The organism is Agromyces fucosus, from assembly GCF_004134865.1.
Lineage (GTDB): Bacteria > Actinomycetota > Actinomycetes > Actinomycetales > Microbacteriaceae > Agromyces > Agromyces fucosus.
The window spans coordinates 939,596-956,196 of the sequence record NZ_SDPO01000002.1 but is presented as its reverse complement, the minus strand read 5'-3'; the positions used below and the strand labels follow the sequence as shown (position 1 = coordinate 956,196).

The 16,601-nt window shown below is 70.0% G+C and carries 13 protein-coding genes; 7 read left to right on the top strand and 6 right to left on the bottom strand.

Annotated features, from left to right (window positions below):
• Nucleotide 1: 1 nt before the first annotated feature.
• Nucleotides 2–1,006 (bottom strand): LacI family DNA-binding transcriptional regulator, encoded by a 1,005-nt coding sequence (locus ESP57_RS10180; RefSeq protein WP_056006792.1) that lies wholly within the window; start codon nt 1,004–1,006, stop codon nt 2–4.
• Between the two features lie 175 nt (nt 1,007–1,181).
• On the opposite strand from ESP57_RS10180, the gene ESP57_RS10175 reads away from it, so the two are divergent.
• The 5 genes from ESP57_RS10175 to ESP57_RS10155 all read left to right on the top strand — a co-directional run bounded on the left by ESP57_RS10175 (nt 1,182) and on the right by ESP57_RS10155 (nt 5,365).
• On the top strand, nt 1,182–2,276 hold the full coding sequence (locus ESP57_RS10175; RefSeq protein ID WP_056006789.1) for a substrate-binding domain-containing protein: 1,095 nt from the start codon (nt 1,182–1,184) through the stop codon (nt 2,274–2,276).
• 134 nt (nt 2,277–2,410) lie between these two features.
• On the top strand, nt 2,411–3,451 hold the full coding sequence (locus ESP57_RS10170) for an ABC transporter permease (protein ID WP_129231443.1): 1,041 nt from the start codon (nt 2,411–2,413) through the stop codon (nt 3,449–3,451).
• The gene (locus ESP57_RS10165) at nt 3,448–4,260 is read left to right on the top strand and encodes an ATP-binding cassette domain-containing protein (RefSeq protein ID WP_129231442.1); all 813 of its coding nucleotides are present in this window, start codon (nt 3,448–3,450) and stop codon (nt 4,258–4,260) included. The genes ESP57_RS10170 and ESP57_RS10165 overlap by 4 nt, the downstream gene beginning before the upstream one ends.
• A complete protein-coding gene (locus ESP57_RS10160) occupies nt 4,257–4,631 on the top strand; it encodes a putative quinol monooxygenase (RefSeq protein WP_243648479.1) in 375 nt (124 codons plus the stop codon). Before ESP57_RS10165 ends, ESP57_RS10160 begins: the two co-directional genes overlap by 4 nt.
• 77 nt (nt 4,632–4,708) lie before the next feature.
• Nucleotides 4,709–5,365: a TetR/AcrR family transcriptional regulator gene (locus ESP57_RS10155; RefSeq protein WP_129231440.1), complete on the top strand. Its 657-nt coding sequence runs from the start codon at nt 4,709–4,711 to the stop codon at nt 5,363–5,365.
• 108 nt (nt 5,366–5,473) lie between these two features.
• Here ESP57_RS10155 and ESP57_RS10150 read toward each other — a convergent pair whose 3' ends face one another.
• A complete protein-coding gene (locus tag ESP57_RS10150; RefSeq protein WP_129231439.1) occupies nt 5,474–8,320 on the bottom strand; it encodes an immune inhibitor A domain-containing protein in 2,847 nt (948 codons plus the stop codon).
• Nucleotides 8,321–8,670: 350 nt separating this feature from the next.
• Between ESP57_RS10150 and ESP57_RS10145 the strand changes: the two genes are divergently transcribed.
• Nucleotides 8,671–9,111 (top strand): hypothetical protein, encoded by a 441-nt coding sequence (locus tag ESP57_RS10145; protein WP_129231437.1) that lies wholly within the window; start codon nt 8,671–8,673, stop codon nt 9,109–9,111.
• Between the two features lie 5 nt (nt 9,112–9,116).
• Here ESP57_RS10145 and ESP57_RS10140 read toward each other — a convergent pair whose 3' ends face one another.
• The 4 genes from ESP57_RS10140 to ESP57_RS10125 form a co-directional block, all read right to left on the bottom strand.
• A complete protein-coding gene (locus ESP57_RS10140) occupies nt 9,117–9,803 on the bottom strand; it encodes an HAD hydrolase-like protein (RefSeq protein ID WP_056006753.1) in 687 nt (228 codons plus the stop codon).
• Between the two features lie 88 nt (nt 9,804–9,891).
• Nucleotides 9,892–10,587, bottom strand: coding sequence for an endonuclease NucS (nucS, locus tag ESP57_RS10135; protein WP_115959351.1), 696 nt, complete (start codon nt 10,585–10,587; stop codon nt 9,892–9,894).
• Between the two features lie 9 nt (nt 10,588–10,596).
• On the bottom strand, nt 10,597–11,913 hold the full coding sequence (locus ESP57_RS10130; RefSeq protein ID WP_056006748.1) for an MFS transporter: 1,317 nt from the start codon (nt 11,911–11,913) through the stop codon (nt 10,597–10,599).
• A gap of 184 nt (nt 11,914–12,097) precedes the next feature.
• Nucleotides 12,098–14,668 (bottom strand): collagenase, encoded by a 2,571-nt coding sequence (locus ESP57_RS10125; protein WP_129231435.1) that lies wholly within the window; start codon nt 14,666–14,668, stop codon nt 12,098–12,100.
• Nucleotides 14,669–15,074: 406 nt separating this feature from the next.
• On the opposite strand from ESP57_RS10125, the gene ESP57_RS10120 reads away from it, so the two are divergent.
• Entirely contained in the window at nt 15,075–16,523 is a 1,449-nt protein-coding gene (locus ESP57_RS10120) for a sulfatase family protein (protein ID WP_129231434.1), read from the top strand.
• Nucleotides 16,524–16,601 lie beyond the last annotated feature (78 nt).

Genomic DNA, 16,601 nt, shown 5'->3' with positions numbered 1-16,601 from the left:
TTCAGCCCTCCGCTCGCGGGGCGATCTCGCCCGAGCCCCGCTCGAGCAGCCGCGTCGGAACGATCGTACGCGCGGCGACCGAGGCATCGCCGTCGAGGCGCGCGAACACGCGTTCGGCGGCGATGCGTCCGATGGCCTGCGGGTTCTGCGCGACGACCGTGACCCCGGGTTCGAGGAGGTCGCCGAGCGGCACGTCGTCGAAGCCGACGAGCGCCGTGTCGTGCTGGCGCCCGAGTTCCCGCAGCGCGCGGATGACGCCGATGGTCACGAGGTTCTGGCTCGAGAAGATCGCGGTGGGCGGGTTCGGAACGTCGAAGAGGGCGAGGGTCGCGGCGCGTGACGTCGCCTCGTCGTGGAGCCCCTCGACGACCTGCTGGCCCCGGGTCGAGACGCCCGCACGACCGAGCTCGTCGAGGTAGCCCCGGTGGCGCTCGCGCGCGGTCTGGATGTCATGGCGGTCGCCGAGGTAGGCGATGCGGCGATGCCCGTGCTCGAGCAGGTGCCTGGTCGCGAGGGCGGCGCCGTCGGAATTGTCGCTGACGACCGCGTCGGAGGTGAGGCCGGCGGGCTCACGGTCGACGAAGACGACCGGGGTGCCGCGCCGCAGTTCGGGCGCGAGGTAGGCCTGGCTCTCGGAGATGGTGGTGAGGATCAGGCCGTCGACGCGGCGGCGGAGGAAGGCGGAGACCGCCTCCTGCTCGCGATCGGGGTCGTCGTCGAGGCTCGACGCGAACACCGAGACCCCGCGAGCGAGGGCGGCGTCTTCGACGGCCCGGTGCACGGCGCCCGAGAACGGGTTGTCGACGCTGCCGACGAGGAGGCCGAGCGTGCGCGTGCGGCCGTCGGCCCTGCGCAGGTTTCCGGCGTGCAGGTCGGGCTGGTAGTCGAGCGTGCGGGCCGCGGCCTCGACCTTGGCGATCGTCGCCGCGGAGACGTTCGGCTCGCCGTTGATGACGCGCGAGACCGTCTTCACGCCGACACCGGCGAGGGCGGCCACGTGCCGCATCGTCGGTCGCGAACGTGCGCTGTCCGGCGCGGTACTCGAGTTTGACAACGGTGTCACGATTTGCTCCCAAATGTGCAAGTTGGACTTGACTATACATGCGACGGTGAGCTAGACCTATCCCTGACATCGTTGTCAAGGCGACAACGGGCCTTCCAACACCAGAGGAGATTCATCGATGAATCACACAGCACCAGGTGCGCTCCGCCGCCGCCTCATCGCCGCAGGATCGCTGACCGCCGCAGCGGCGCTCGCCCTGACCGGCTGTGCCGCCGGCGCCGACGCAGGCGGCGACAGCGGTGACGCCGACGCGATCGGCGTCTCGCTCATCGTCAAGACCACGACCAACCCGTTCTTCGTCGCCATGCAGGACGGCGCCGAGGCCGCCGCCGACGAACTCGGCGTCGAGCTCACGCTCGCCGCGGGCAAGGAGGACGGCGACGAGGACACCCAGATCCAGGCCATCGAGAACGCCATCTCCAAGGGCGACGCCGGCATCCTGATCACTCCGAACGGGCCCGGCGTCGAAGACGCGCTCGTGAAGGCCCGCGACGCCGGCCTCTTCGTGATCGCGCTCGACACGCCCCCCGCCGATCCCGAGGCCGTCGACATCACCTTCGCGACCGACAACTTCGCGGCCGGCCAGGAGATCGGCGAGTGGACCGCCGCCAAGCTCGCCGGCGAGAAGGCGACCATCGCGCTCATCGACCTCTTCGACGACAAGATCGTCTCGGTCGACTACAACCGCGACCAGGGCTTCCTCGACGGCATGGGCATCGACACCGCCGACGCGGCAGTCAACGGCGACGAGGCGAAGAGCGGCACCTACAGCGGCGGCGACTACGAGATCGTCGGCAACGAGGCATCCGGTGGCGCCGAGGACGGCGGCCGCACCGCCGCCGAGACCCTGCTCTCGAAGAACCCAGACATCAACGTCGTCTACACGATCAACGAACCGGCCGCCTACGGCGCCTACGAGGCGTTCAAGGCCGCCGGGAAGGACGACGTGATCGTCGTCTCCGTCGACGGCGGCTGCGCCGGCGTCGACCAGGTGGCCGAGGGCATCATCGGCGCGACGAGTCAGCAGTACCCGGTCAAGATGGCCGAGCTCGGCGTGCAGGCGATCTTCGACCTCGTGAAGACGGGCAAGGCCCCCGAGACGACCGAGGGCCTCGACTTCTTCGACACCGGCGTCGCGCTCGTCACCGACGACCCGCAGGAGGGTGTCGACTCCATCGACACCACCGAGGGCGGCGAGATCTGCTGGGGCTGATCCCCGGCACCGCATCGTGAGCGGTGCGGGCCGGTGAGGATGCCGCGACGCGGCGCCCCTGGCCATGACCCCGCCCCGCGGCATCCGGTCCCTCCCGGCCCGCACCGCTCACTCACCGAACAACGGAGTACAACGTGACCCAGCAGACCACCGAGCCGCCGACGTCGGCGCTCGACCTGGCCGAGGAGTTCCTCGACCGGACCACCCCGCTCAGCCGCATCCGAAACACGCTGCACCGCTACCCGGCGGTCAGCCCGGCGATCGTGCTCGTGCTCGCCGTCATCGTCTTCGGCCTGCTCAACGATCGGTTCCTGAACCCGGCGAACCTCTCGCTCATCACGCAGCAGGTCGCCGTCGTCGGCACGCTCGCCGTCGCCCAGACGCTGATCATCCTCACCGCGGGAATCGACCTCTCGGTCGGCGCGGTCATGGTGCTGAGCTCGATGGTGATGGCGCAGACGAGCGTCCAGCTCGGCCTCCCTGGCGTGCTCGCCATCTTCCTGGGCCTCGTCGTCGGACTCGCGGCCGGCGCGTTCAACGGATTCCTCGTCACCCGCCTGAAGTTGCCCCCGTTCATCGTGACCCTCGGCACGCTCAGCATCTTCGTCGCGCTCACCCTGCTGTACTCGGGGGGCGCCACCGTGCGCGGCGCCGAGATGCCCGAACTGCTCACCGCGATGGGTGCCACCTTCAACATCGGCGGCGTGAACTTCACGGTCGGCGTGCTGATGATGCTGCTGCTCTACGTGGTGGTCGCCCTGATCCTCGGGAAGACGGCCTGGGGCCGACACGTCTACGCGGTCGGCGACGACCCCGAGGCCGCGCGCCTCGCCGGCATCAGCGTCAATCGGGTGCTCATGAGCGTCTACCTCGCGGCGGGCGCGATCCTCGCGCTCGGCGCCTGGATCCAGATCGGTCGCACGAACGCGGCATCGCCCAACGCGGGCGCTGAACTCAACCTCGACTCGATCACCGCCGTCGTCATCGGCGGCACGAGCCTCTTCGGCGGTCGCGGCACCGTCTGGGGCACCCTCCTCGGCGCGCTCATCGTCGGCGTGTTCCGCAACGGCCTGTCACTCGCCGGGCTCGACGTGCTCTGGCAGACCTTCGCCGTCGGCGTGCTCATCATCGTCGCCGTCTCGGTCGACCAGTGGATTCGAAAGGTACGCAAATGACCACCGCAACGGATGCCGCGGGCCAGGCGCCCGCCCCCGGCCCCGCAGAGACCCGCACCCCGATCCTGCGCGCCCGCCGACTCGTCAAGACGTTCGGCCGGGTCGTCGGCCTCGACGGGGTGAGCCTCGAGCTCTATCCCGGCGAGGTGCTCGCGATCATCGGCGACAACGGCGCCGGCAAGTCGACGCTCATCAAGTGCCTCACGGGCGCCGAGATCCCCGACGAGGGCGAGCTCTTCCTCGACGAGAAGCCGGTGCACTTCAAGCGCCCGCAGGACGCCCGGGCCGCGGGCATCGAGACGGTCTACCAGAACCTCGCCGTCTCCCCGGCGCTCGACGTGGCCGCGAACCTGTTCCTCGGCCGCGAGGAGCGCAAGCGCGGCATCCTCGGCTCGGTGTTCCGCGTCGTCGACCAGAAGGGCATGCGCGAGAAGGCGCGCAACGAGCTGAAGGCGCTCGGCATCTCGACCCTGCAAGACGTCACGGTGCCGGTCGAGAACCTCTCGGGCGGGCAGCGGCAGGCCGTCGCGGTCGCCCGGGCCGCGGCGTTCGGGTCGAAGGTCGTCGTGCTCGACGAGCCGACCGCCGCGCTCGGCGTGCGGGAGTCGAACCAGGTGCTCGAGCTCATCAGGAACCTGCGCGACCGGGGCATCCCCGTCATCCTCATCTCGCACAACATGCCGCATGTCTTCGACGTGGCCGACCGCATCCACATCCAGCGGCTCGGCAAGCGTGCCGCGACGATCACGCCCGAGTCGCACACGATGACCGACGCCGTGGCGATCATGACCGGCGCGCTGCGCGCGTGAGCGAGGCTGCCCCCGACGCTGATGGTCGAATCGAGCTGATCGCCGAGTTCACCGCGATCGCCGGCCGTGAGGAGGAGGTCGAGCGCCTCCTCCTCGCGCTGGCCACCGACGTTCGTCACGAGAGCGGATGCCTCGACTTCACGCCGCACCGCGTGGTCGAGGCGCCGAGCGGGCCCGTCTTCGCGGCGGCAGCAGCGGCGACCGGGCCGGCGCCGGTCGGCGCTCGGTTCGTCGTGACCGAGGTCTATCGCGACGCCGCGGCATTCGCCGAGCACCTCGCCGCCCCGTACGGCGCCGACTTCAATGCCGCGCTCGGTCCGCTGATCGTCGAGCGCGGTTCGGTGCTGACCTTCCTGTCGTCGCTCGACTGACGGGCGCCGACGGGCGCCGGCGGTCGTTCGGGCGCCGACCGCGCGGTTACGCTTGGGGGTCGAGCGCGAGGAGCAGCATGAAACCCGGACCGAGGCGCAGTGTCAGCCAGGTCGACATCGTCGACGCGGCGTTCGAGATCCTCGAGCAGAAGGGCTTCGCCGCCGTGTCGGTGCGCGGGGTCGCCGCGGCGCTCGGCCTCACGCCCACGGCGATCTACACGTACTTCCCGTCGAAGAACGCGCTGCTGCGCGCGATGGTCGAGGAGCTGCTGTCGAGCCTCGACCTCGCTGCCGCGGCCGACACCGGCGCCCCCTGGCGAGAGCGCGTGCACGCGCTCGCCGCGGCGATGCGCGCACGCATCGCCGAGCACACGGGCGCCATGGTGCTCGTCACGAGCGGTCCGCTCGACGGGCGGCATGCACTGGGGCTGAACGAGACGCTCATCGCCGGCTTCATGGCCGAGGGGATGCCGCAGGCCGATGCCGCCCGCGCCGCCTACGCCGTGCGGGCCCACGTGCTCGGGGTCGCCGCCCTCGATGCCGCCGAGCGGGTCGACGACGTCGAGAAGGCAGCCGACCGGTCGACGGCCGGGGCGCTCTGGTCGGATGCCGCGAGCCATCCGCTCACCGAGGCGACCGAGCACCTCGTGTCGGGCGATGCGGAGCCATCGGCCTTCGCGTGGGGGCTCGATCGATTGCTCGACGGCGTGCTCGTGGGTAGCGCCGCCTCCTGAGGCCGGCCCGGTATCGCCGCCGGGCGAACGGCGGATGCGCCTGACACGCGGCGAGGCGCCGGCCCCCGAAGGGAGCCGACGCCTCGTCGTTCGTGCCGGTGATTCCGATCAGCCCGCCGTGGGCGGAGTGATCGAGATGAGGGCGGACTGGTTGCCCTTGAACGCCTTCTTCACCGTGATGACGGTGCCGTAGCCCACACCGTCGTCGGCAGGGTTGCCGGTGCCGAAGACGCCACCGAGCGGGCTGGCCGCACCGTACAGATCGGTCAGCGGGTTGCCGTCGAAGTCGACGATCCGCGTGCTGTACGGCGCGTTTCCGACCGACGGCACGACTGCCGAACCGTCGCGGAAGCGGCGGGCCATGCGGCCGTCGGGCAGCACCTCGAGACCCGAGGTCCAGCCGAGGTCGTCGGTGAACGTGCTCACCGGCGCGCGCGACGGAACGTCGGTGCAGTACTCGGTCGTCAGCTCCGCACCCGTGATGCACTCCGTGAAGGCGTGCGTCGGGGTGAGGCCGAAGGCCACGTCGGAGGACTGCGAACGCGACGGCAGGTTGTGCTGCAGCGTGCCGTCGGCCGCGGCGGCGTCACCGGTGCGACGCAGCGGGTCGAAGTGGCTGTCGACGAGCAGCAGGCCGCCCTTCGCGCCGTAGCTCGGCAGTGCCGTCTCGTTGGTGCGCACGTGGTTGGTGTTGCCGTAGGTCGTGTCGCGGTACCAGACCAGCGCTCCGGGAGCGTTGTACGCGACCTTCTCGACCTTCCACGCGCCGGCGCTGTACACCGAGTTGTAGCCGTACTTCAGGCCCTCGTCGAACCCGTCGAAGTTGCGCCACTCGACCATGTAGTACTGCGCCTTGTGCGACGTACCGGTGTCGATGCGCCAGCCGGGGCCGGTCGTGTCGGCGAAGCTGGCGACCTCGGCGGTCCAGCCGTTGTCACCGCTCTCGACGTCGTCGGTCCAGACCTCGGTCGCTCCGCTCGTGACGGCGAAGTCGTCGGCGAACCATCCGCGCTCCTGGAAGGCGGCGTCGGTCGCGAGGCGCAGGCGAACGCCCACCGTGGTGCCCGCGTACGACGAGAGGTCGATGTACTGGCGAGCCCAGCCGTCGCTGCTGCCCGTGAGGCCGTACGTCTTGTCGCCGAAGGTGGCGAGGTTGCCGTTCGGGTCGGGGTAGTCCTCGGACGTCGTGGCCTCGGTTCCGTCTTCGTTGAAGACCTTCACGTCGGTCCAGGTGGTGCCGCCGTCGGTCGAGACCTCGACGAAGCCGAAGTCCCAGTCCTCCTCGATGACGAAGTTGTTGCTCATCCAGAACTTCGCGTCGGTCGGGACGTCGACCGTGCGCGAGATGCGGATGTCGCCCCAGTCCTGGTCGGCACCGGTGTACCACATGTTCTCGCCGCTGGCCGGCTCTGCGAGGGTGATGACCTTGTCGGGCAGGTTGATCTTCACGCCGTCTTCGGTGCCCTTGGGCGAGCGGGACGCCTGGCCGACCTTGATCGTCTCGGCGTCGTCACCGGGGTTCATCACGACCGGGTCGACCCAGCCGAGGACCCACTTGTCCCAGATGCCCATGTGGCTCGGCATCGACTGGAAGATGGGGCCGGAGTGCGAGCCGGAGCTCATGAGGTCCCAGAAGTCGATGTCGGAGTTGCCCTGGTTCGACGTGTCGTACAGGTCGGGCAGGCCGAGGTCGTGGCCGTACTCGTGCGCGAACACGCCGACGCCCGAGTCCTCGGGCTGCACGATGTAGTTCGACAGCTTGAGGTCGGTGCCCGGGATGTCCGCGCCGCCGGCGACAGCCGAGGAGTGCGCCCAGATGGCGTACGTGCCCTGCTCGCCGCCGCCGCCCGACTTGTCTTCGCCGGCGTGCACGAGCACGACGTGGTCGATCACGCCGTCGGGCTCGTTGAAGTCGCCGTCGCCGTCACGGTCGCCCTGGTCCTCGATGTCGTAGTCGCTCCACGGGAAGTCGGGCTGCGCCTCTGCGAGTGCCGCGACCGCGTCGATCGGCAGCTGACCCGCGGCCTTGGGGTTGTCGGGGTGGCCGTTCTGGTCCTGGATCTCGCCGGCTTCGTACTCGCCGGCCTCGTTCAGGAAGCAGCGGCTCGCGCCGTACCAGGCTTCGGAGTGCGGCACGGTGATCCAGGGAGTGGCCTCGCCGTGCACCGTGTAGGCGCCGCGCGACATCTCCTCGTACATGTTCTTCATCGTGTAGCCCGAGATGTCGAAGCCGGGCTTGCCGTCGGGGCCGGTGAGGTCGGTGCGCACTCGATCGGTGATGCCGTCGTCGGTGAAGAGCATCTTGTTGTAGTGCTCCGACGAGAAGTCGGGCACCCACATCGAGTTGTTGTCCTCGAGCTCGTAGTCGGCCGGGTTCGGGATGCCGTTGTGCGTCGGGCCGTTCTGGATGTCGCCCGGCTTGCATTCCTTCGAGCCGAACTCGGTCGGCACGTAGGTGCCGGTGAAGTCGTCGTTCGCGTTCTCGTTGAACTCGACGAGGATCGTGAGCAGCTTCGCTTCCTGCGTCGACTCGGCCTGCTTGAAGTTCGTCTTCTTGGGCTTCTTGTCGTGCTTGGGCTTCTTCAGCTCCTTGGGGTTCTTGCCCGTGGCGAGCGACTTCGCCTCCAGCGAGGCGAGCCCCTTCGCGGCGATCGGGTTGCCCTGCGAGTACTTGCGGTCGACGGCCTCGGCCTCGGCCAGGACCTGCGCCGACGACCTCGCGCTTGCGTCGGCTCCGTCGACGAGGACTTCGCCGTCGGTGTCGAACTGCCCCTCCGCGCGAGGTGCCACGTAGTTCATGTAGTACTCGGAATCGCTGATCACCGGTGGTGAGACCGGCGATTCAGCCGCGACCGCTCCCGATGCGCCGAATGACACCAGACCGGTGGCAGCGAGCGCGAGTACCGGGATGACCGCAACCGCGCGCTTGCGCGCGCGGCCCGTGAATCCAGACATGCTTCTCCCTTCGAACGCCCCGTGGAGGTGACCGCGGGGCGCGTACGACGTTCGTCGGTGGGCGAACGTAATCGGAATACTGCACTGCACTGCCTGCCTATGGAAGAGCTGTACCTGCTTTCGAACAGCACGACGCATGTCTGTTGCGTTCGCTTCGTGATCCGCGTCGATCATGCGCGCGTGCCACCCGGATGGGGGAGATTCTTGCGATCCCTCGACGCTGAGGATCCATCAAGTTATGTATTCGCCCTGAGCGTCGGCGGCGATCGGGTGGGGGTGCCGCGCGGCATCCGCTCGGTCTACGCTGAACGGAACGGCACCGGGGGGCGCCGCGGGCGGAGGGGTGCACGATGGCCGATGGAACGAGTGCGAGCGAGCGGATGCCCCGTGCCGGGCGTCGCGCGGTGCCGCCCCTGCTGCTCGCGGTCGCGGCCGGCGCGCTCCTGCTCGCCGGGTGCTCCGCCGGATCCGGCACCGGCACCGGCGCCGACACGCTGCCAGCGCCCGTCGTCGTCGAGATCGCCGACATCGAGGGCGAGACCATCGAGGTGGTCGACGGCAACGTGATCGATCTGACGGGCGACGACGAGACCTACGCCGAGTGGGACGCCGAGATCGAGGACCCCTCGATCGTCGAGTTCACGCCGGGCCGTGACGACGGGAGTGCGCAGTTCAACCCCGGACTCACGGCGCTCGCCGTCGGATCGACCGCGGTGACGCTCGAGAACAGCGAGACCGGGGAGACGGTCGCGTTCACGGTCGAGGTCGTGCCGGTGGCATCGGACTACTGAGTCCGTCAGCCGAGCAGCAGGTTCCGCAGCTGGTCGGCCGAGTGCACGACCGCCATGGCGTCGGCGGCTTCGTCGGGGGAGCCGTAGCCCCACTCGACGAGGATCGTGGGCACGCCGTTGGCGAGGGCGCCGAGCGTGTCGTATCCACGATCGCCGACCATCACGGCGTTCTCGGTGTCGACACCCGTCGCTTGGAGGCGGCGCAGCGCCTCGGCGACGACGTCGGCCTTGGTGCTCCGCTGCTCGTCGTCGCTCGCGCCGGCGATCTCGGTGAAGTACTGGCTGAGACCCTGGTGGTCGAGCACCTTGCGGGCCATCGACTCGGGCTTCGACGTCGCGAGCGCGATCGGGATGCCTGCGGCGTGCAGCCGTTCGAGCACGCCGGCGACGCCGGGGAACACGGGGGAGCGCAGCACGTGGTCGGCATAGTGCTCGCGGTAGATGGTGAGTGCCTTCCAGGCCTCCGCGTCGTCGAACCCGGCGGACAGCCGCAGGCTGTCGAGCAGGGGCGGGCCGACGTATGCACGCAGCACCTCGTCGGAGGGGACGTCGAGGCCGAGCGTGGTGAACATGTGCGCGAGGGACCCGGTGATGTCGGCGGCCGAGTCGACGATCGTGCCGTCGAGGTCGAACAGCACGGCCGACCAGGTTCGCGGCGGCGCGACGGTCTCGATGGGGGTCGTGGAAGTCATCGTGACATCCTACGGCTAGCAAGCCTGAGGGATTCTCAGGAAGAGAACCTTCCCACGTCGCTCCTGGCGCGTCAACCCCTCGCGCGGATCAGAACAAGCGGGAGTGACCGTCGTCGACCCCGCGCATCGCGTCGTAGTCGAGCACGAGGCAGCGGATGCCGCGGTCCTCCGCGAGGGTGCGGGCCTGCGGCTTGATCTCCTGCGCCGCGAAGACGCCGGTCACCGGTGCGAGGTGCGGATCGCGGTTCATGAGCTCGAGGTAGCGCGTCAGCTGCTCGACGCCGTCGATGTCGCCGCGGCGCTTGAGCTCGACGGCGACCGAGGCGCCCGAGGCATCCGTCGCGAGGATGTCGACCGGGCCGATCGCCGTCATGTACTCGCGGCGCACGAGCCGGTGGCCGTCGCCGAGGAGCTCGATCTGCTCGGCGAGCAGCTTCTGCAGGTGCGCCTCCACGCCGTCCTTCTGCAGGCCGGGGTCGATGCCGAGCTCGTGGTTCGTGTCGTGCAGCACCTCGTGGATCGAGACGATCAGCTGGTCGGCCGTCTTCTGGTGCACGACCTTCCAGAGCTCGACGATGCCCGCGGCGCGCTGGTCGTCGTCGGGCTCGAGCGTCGTGAGGGTGCACGGCGGGCTCATCCAGTTGAGCGGCTTGTAGCTGCCGCCGTCGGAGTGCACGAGGAGGCTGCCGTCGCCCTTCACCATCAGCAGGCGGGTGGCGAGAGGGAGATGGGCCGCGAGGCGCCCCGCGTAGTCGACGGAGCAGCGGGCGATGACGAGACGCACCCGATGAGTTTATGCGTCGGATGCCGCGGCGGCGGACCCGTTCGCCGGTCCGTCGGACTCGCCGCCCGTCGCGCCGGGCATGCGCGAGCGCTCGCGAGCCGCAGGAGCCGCGAGGCCGGCCATGACCATGAGCGCGAGGATCACGAGCAGGGCGTTCAGCAGCCCGAAGTGCTCGCCGAGGAAGCCGATGAACGGCGGGCCGACGAGGAACGCGCAATAGCCGATGATCGCCACGGCGCTCACCCGGGCGGCGGCCTGCGCGCGGTCGGGAACGTCGGCTGCGGCGGACATGCCCACCGGGAAGCCCATCGACGCGCCGACCCCCCACATGATCGTGCCGATGACGATGACCCACATCTCGGTGCCGAAGATGAAGAGGCTGAGTCCTACGACGCCGGTCGCGGCGAGCACGCGGAGCGTCGCGACCCGGCCGAACCGGTCGACGAGCGGCCCGCCGAGCACGCGGGCGGTGGTCATCGACACCGCGAAGACGGTGAAGATCGCGGCGCCCACGGCGGGGTCGAGGCCATGGCCGTCGACCGCCGCGAGCGTGAGCCAGTCGTTCGCCGATCCCTCGGCGAACGACATGCCGAGCATGATGACGCCGATGAGGAGCAGCCGCACGTCGCCCCAGACCCTGAGGCCGTCGCGGAACCGTTCCGTCCAGGGGCGTGCGGATGCGGCATCCGCTCGCTCGTCGGCGGCGGACGGGTCGCCGAGTTCGCTGCGCTTGGGCACGAAGCGCACCGAGACGATCGCGCCGATCGCGATGACGGCGGCGATCGCGGACAGGTGCACCGCGACCGGCACGGCCAGGGCTGCAGCCGCGGCCGCGATGCCGGCGCCCGCGACCGTGCCGAAGGAGAAGAACGCGTGCATGAGCGGCATGAGCGTGCGGCTGATCTCGCGCTCGGCCTCCGCGCCCTCGACGTTCATCATGACGTCGACCGCGCCGTTGCCGAAGCCCGCGAAGGCCAGGCCGATCGCGATGAGCGGGATCGACGGCAGGAGCGAGCCGCCGAAGCCGATGAACACGAGCCCGAGCGAGACGGCGATGAGCGCGCCGGCCATGCCCGCTCGGGCGCCGAAGCGCGCCATGAGCGGCGGGGCGGCGATGAGGCCGAGCACGGACGCGATGGAGCCGGAGAGGATGACGAGCCCGACGCCCTGGGTGCTGAGGCCCGTCTCGTCGCGCACCTCGGGGAGGCGGGCGACCCAGCTCGCGAGGCTCAGCCCCGAGAGGAAGAAGATCGCGAAGACGGCGTTGCGCCACGAGAGGAGTTCGCGGCGGGCGCGAGTGGGGTGCGTCGTGTGGCCGGGGGTCAAATGCTGCCTGTCTCTCTTCCGCGGATCGGCAGGAGTCGAATCGATTCGATCGCGCCGATCCGATCACACTAATCGCACCGCCGCGTGCTCGCAACCGAAGCGCGCCTCGTCAGGCGCACGCGGGAATCGCAGCGGCCGTGCCCGCCCGGAAATCCCCGGGCGGGCACGGCCGCCGGTCATGCGATCAGTAGCTGGCCGTGACGCTCACCCCTGCGAACGCTTCGACGGCGGTCAGGCCGACGTAGTTCCACCCGGGCTGGGGCCAGGCGACCACGACGCTCTCCTCGTTGCTGCCGCGCTTCGTCGAGCGGGCGACGTGCGCGTTCGCGCCGGCCCAGTCGTAGCAGTTGTAGTAGAGGTCGGCGTCGCCGGTGCCGCCCGTCGTCGTGACGGTCACCTGGGCGGTCCCGGCGGGGATCCAGATGTAGAGGCCGTCGGTGTCACCACGTGCCGAGGAGCGCCCCGAGCGGACGCACTCGTCGTCGAGCTGGCGGCGGTCGGAGCCCGTGCACTCGGGGAGTGCCGGGCCGCCGTCGTCGTCGACGGCGACGGGCAGGGTGACCGTGCCGGTCGCCCCGTCGTCGTCGGTCACCGTCAGGGTGACCGAGTACGTGCCCGCCGCGGCGAAGGCGACCGACGGGTTCGCCTCGGTCGACTCCCGGCCGTCGCCGAACTGCCAGCGGCGCGAGGCGATCGAGCCGTCCTCGTCGGTCGACGTGTCGGTGAAGCCGACGTTCAGCCCGTCGATCGAGATCCCGAAGGACGCCACCGGCACGCGGTTGACCGGGTCGGTCCCGCCGCCGAGGTCGGCGCTGCACTCGCCCGCCGCGCATCGCTCGAGGTACGCAGCGAAGTCGGCGTCGTACCGCGTGCCGATCGTGTCCGTGATGTAGGTGCGAGCCGCGTCCCAGTCGCCGGCGCGGTACGAGCCGAGGATGGTCTGCAGTTCGGCCGGGCGCTCGTTGAGCATGAACGCCGCGGCGAGGTAACCCCAGCGGTAGACCCGTTCCTGTCCGTGGTCGTAGTTCGTGTCGAAGAGCTGGCTGAGCCGGTAGGTGCCCTGCGCGGCCGCCGCCTGCGCGGCCGTGTAGTCCTCACCCCGGTAGTGGTACGAGATGAACTCCGCGAAGCCCTCGACCCACCAGATGGTGGGCGTCTGCATGCCCTCCTCGAAGTCGCCGTGCATGTTGAACCGGCCGTCGAGGTAGTGGGTGTACTCGTGGTTCAGGTTCCACACCGCGAACGCCGGACGGAGCCATTCGGCCTCGTAGGCGATGAAGCGCGCGACGTTGTCGGCCGCCGAGGGGTCGCCCTCGAGGTACATGCCGCCGTTGTTCGTGTCGATGCCGAAGATGGCGCCGGCGTAGCTCTGGTAGTCGCTGCTCGAGTCGAACACGACGACCTCGATGCTCGAGTTCACGTCGTTCGGCACCGGCCCCGGGTCCTTCGCGACCGCGTGGAAGTACCGGTCCTGGGCGAGCAGGCTCGAGCAACTCGCTGCGAGCTGGTCGGCGCTGATCTCCTGGGCGCGGATCGTGATGCTCGACGAGCAGACGTGCTCGGTCGGGAGCACGGCGTCGGCGACGCGTTCGGAGAGGTTGCAGGTGCCGTAGTCGGCGCAGGCCCCACCGTCGTAGTAGTTCGCGACGGTCGCGGTCGCGATCCAGAGCGGCGCGGTCGGCGAGTCGAGCGAGGTGCGCGTCAGCAGGTCGACCACCAAGGGCTTCGCCGCAGCGCGCACCGCGTCATCGCCGAGGAAGCGGGCGAGCTCGCGTCCCGCGTTCGACGGCAGGAAGGCGGAGCCGCCTCCGAGGAGGTCGAGGTGGGCGACCGCGAAGTCGCGCAGCGTGGTGAGCAGGCCCGGGTCGGCCGCGATGGCCGAGACGAACGCCGGCACCTGGTGTCCCCTGAACAGCACGGTGAAGGTGTTGTTCACCGCGTTCCGCATCCACCAGGATGCCTCGTACTCGGAGTCGTAGCTCGTGAGCAGTCGCTCGACCACGTCGAGGTACCGCGCGTTCAGCTCCGAGCTGTCGATGAGGATGACGGCCTCGCCGAGGATCTCGCCGTTCGCGTCGGTCACGTCGCGGGAGCGTGCGTTGCCGAAGAACGCGTCGAGCGCCGCGGCGGTCGCGGTGGACAGGGCGTCGCCGTAGTCGCCGACGTTGTCAGGGTCGTAGTACTGCACGTAGTAGCCGGCCCGGAGGAAGAGCACGAGCTGTGCCGCCGAGGTGCTGTTGTCACCCGGATACGCGGCGGCGACCGTACGCAGTTCGTTCGCGATCGTCACCATCTGCGACTCCGCGAAGATCGCCTTCGCGTCGGCGCCCTTCGCCTGGAACAGCGTGTTGACGCAATCCGTGGTGCTCGCCGTCACGAGGTCGACGAGCGCCCGGCCTTGCACGGCCGCGAATGCCGCGGTCGAGCACTCAGCGGCTGCGGCGCGGGCCGTCGATCGGCTCGCCGTCCCGGCGGAGGGCCGGTCCGGCAGTTCGGCCTCATCGCCGGCCTCGGTGCGGTGCACCGCCTCGTTGGCGGTGAGCGGGGCCGTCGCCTCGAGGGCGTCGGTGCCCGAGGCGTCACTCACGCCTGCGGCGTCGGCCGTGCCGCTGTCGGACGCGGGGCCGAAGCCGCTCGCCGTGGCGGCGGGTGTTGCGGCGTTCGCCGCGAGTGGGGTGCAGAGACTGAACAGGAGCGTGAGCGACAGTGCGACTGCCGCCCCCGCCCCGCCCCGTCGTCGGAATGTCGTGGTCATCGTTGACCTCCATCGGTTGTCTGCCTTGTGGTCGGAGAAACCGGCACTTCGGGTTCCCGGCCCTGTGCTGACCCCGGCACGAGCCGGAGACGGCGCGTCGTCATCGAGCGCCTCGGACAGGATGTCATGTATTACACATCACGCGCTACATATTGCATACAAAAAGTGTCCCCCGTTCTTCGATCGGACCGTTCGGTCGCGCGCCGCGCCACCGCGATGCCGGGCGCGAGTTCCCGGGGCCCTCAGGCCCTCGGCTTCGGCGTCCATGTCCCCCATTCGGCGGATCACGGTGACGTCGACGCCGGGTGCGGCTCACCGCATGGCAGGGCGGGCGGGCCGGCCTTGTCGAGCGTCGAGCCGCGGGCTAGGGTCGTGCTAATCGATTAACAACTCGAAGGGGAGTGCCATGCCGGCCTCGATCAGCGGTGATGGGCGTGACGACGCGAACCCAGGAGGAGCATCCGCTCCATCGCGCCCGAACATCCTCCTGATCGTCTCCGACGATCACGGCTACGCCGACCGATCGGCCCTCGGCATCGACCCCGAGGTGCGCACTCCGGCGCTCGACCGCCTGGCTGCCGAGGGCGTCGGCTGCGATGAGGCCTACGTGACGGCACCCGTCTGCTCACCCTCGCGCGCCGGCCTCATCGCCGGTGCCTACCAGCAGCGGTGGGGTGCGCACTGGTTCGACGACTCGTCGATGGCGGGCCCCGAGCGCCCCTCGCTCGCCGAGCGGCTCCGCGACGTCGGCTACCGCGCGGGGTATTACGGCAAGGTGCACTACGGCGCCGAGCGCGAGGGCGATCGCGGAGCACCGCCGCAGCACGGCTTCGACGACAGCTTCTACGGGCTCGCCGGTCAGTCGATGGGACGCCTCAACTACCTGCGGCACTCGAGCGCGGCCGTCGACGAGTACGGCGGGGCGGCGAAGGCCATGGCGGTGCAGCCCATGTCGGCGGGCGGGGAGCCGGTCGAGGTCGAGCGATTCCTCACCGATGAGATCGCCGACCGTGCCGCCGCCTTCATCGCCGCTGACGACGATCGGCCGTTCTTCGCGATGGTCGCCTTCAACGCGGTGCACAACTTCTGCTGGCAGCTGCCCGACGAGGAGCTCGAGGCGCGCGGGCTGCCGAGATTCGAGGACTGGTACCCCGGGGCATCCGACTACCTCGACTGGTACGACGGCGCGATCAGCCCGAACCTGGCGAACGGGCGGGCCTACTACCTCGCCCAACTCGAGCTGATGGACCGGCAGGTCGGCCGCCTGCTCGATCTGCTCGACGAGCAGGGAATCGGCGACGACACGATCGTCGTCTACACGACCGACAACGGCGGCTCGCAGTGCAACTACGGCCTGAACACTCCGCTCCGCGGCACGAAGTACACGCTCTACGAGGGCGGCATCCGCGTGCCGTTCCTCGTGCGCTGGCCGGCGGCGCTGCCGGGCGGGGTCGTGCGCGACGGACTCGTGAGCTCCATGGACATCGCGGCGACGGCGCTCGCCGCGGCGGGCGGCGGGCTCGACGGGCTCGACGGCCGCGACCTCCTGGCCTTCCTCCGCGGTGACGGCGGCCCGGTTCGCGACCAGCTGCACTGGGACTGCCGTTGGCAGTGGTCGGTGCGGCAGGGCCGGTGGAAGCTCGCCTGGGTCGAGTCCGGCTCACCGCATGCGGCGGAGATCCGGCGCGTCGAGCACACCGAGCCGGGCGACGGCCTCCGCCTCGTCGATCTCGTGGCGGACCCCTCCGAGCAGCGCGACGTGCAGGCCGAGCATCCGGAGGTCGTCGCCGAGCTCACCGCCGCGCGCCGGCGATGGCGGGCCGAGATGGACCGATCGTCCGTGGTTCCGAAGTGAAGCTTGCGTCGCCCCGCGACCGCCGCTACAGTCACGTGTTAATCGTTTAGCTAAACGATTAACATTCGGCGGGCGCAG

Bases quoted from the DNA above. Each gene is read 5' to 3' on its own strand.
- ESP57_RS10180 (WP_056006792.1), bottom strand. From the start codon at position 1,006: ATGCGGCACGTGGCCGCCCTCGCCGGTGTCGGCGTGAAGACGGTCTCG.
- ESP57_RS10175 (WP_056006789.1), top strand. From the start codon at position 1,182: ATGAATCACACAGCACCAGGTGCGCTCCGCCGCCGCCTCATCGCCGCA.
- ESP57_RS10165 (WP_129231442.1), top strand. From the start codon at position 3,448: ATGACCACCGCAACGGATGCCGCGGGCCAGGCGCCCGCCCCCGGCCCC.
- ESP57_RS10155 (WP_129231440.1), top strand. From the start codon at position 4,709: ATGAAACCCGGACCGAGGCGCAGTGTCAGCCAGGTCGACATCGTCGAC.
- ESP57_RS10150 (WP_129231439.1), bottom strand. From the start codon at position 8,320: ATGTCTGGATTCACGGGCCGCGCGCGCAAGCGCGCGGTTGCGGTCATC.
- ESP57_RS10145 (WP_129231437.1), top strand. From the start codon at position 8,671: ATGGCCGATGGAACGAGTGCGAGCGAGCGGATGCCCCGTGCCGGGCGT.
- ESP57_RS10140 (WP_056006753.1), bottom strand. From the start codon at position 9,803: ATGACTTCCACGACCCCCATCGAGACCGTCGCGCCGCCGCGAACCTGG.
- ESP57_RS10125 (WP_129231435.1), bottom strand. From the start codon at position 14,668: ATGACCACGACATTCCGACGACGGGGCGGGGCGGGGGCGGCAGTCGCA.
- ESP57_RS10120 (WP_129231434.1), top strand. From the start codon at position 15,075: ATGCCGGCCTCGATCAGCGGTGATGGGCGTGACGACGCGAACCCAGGA.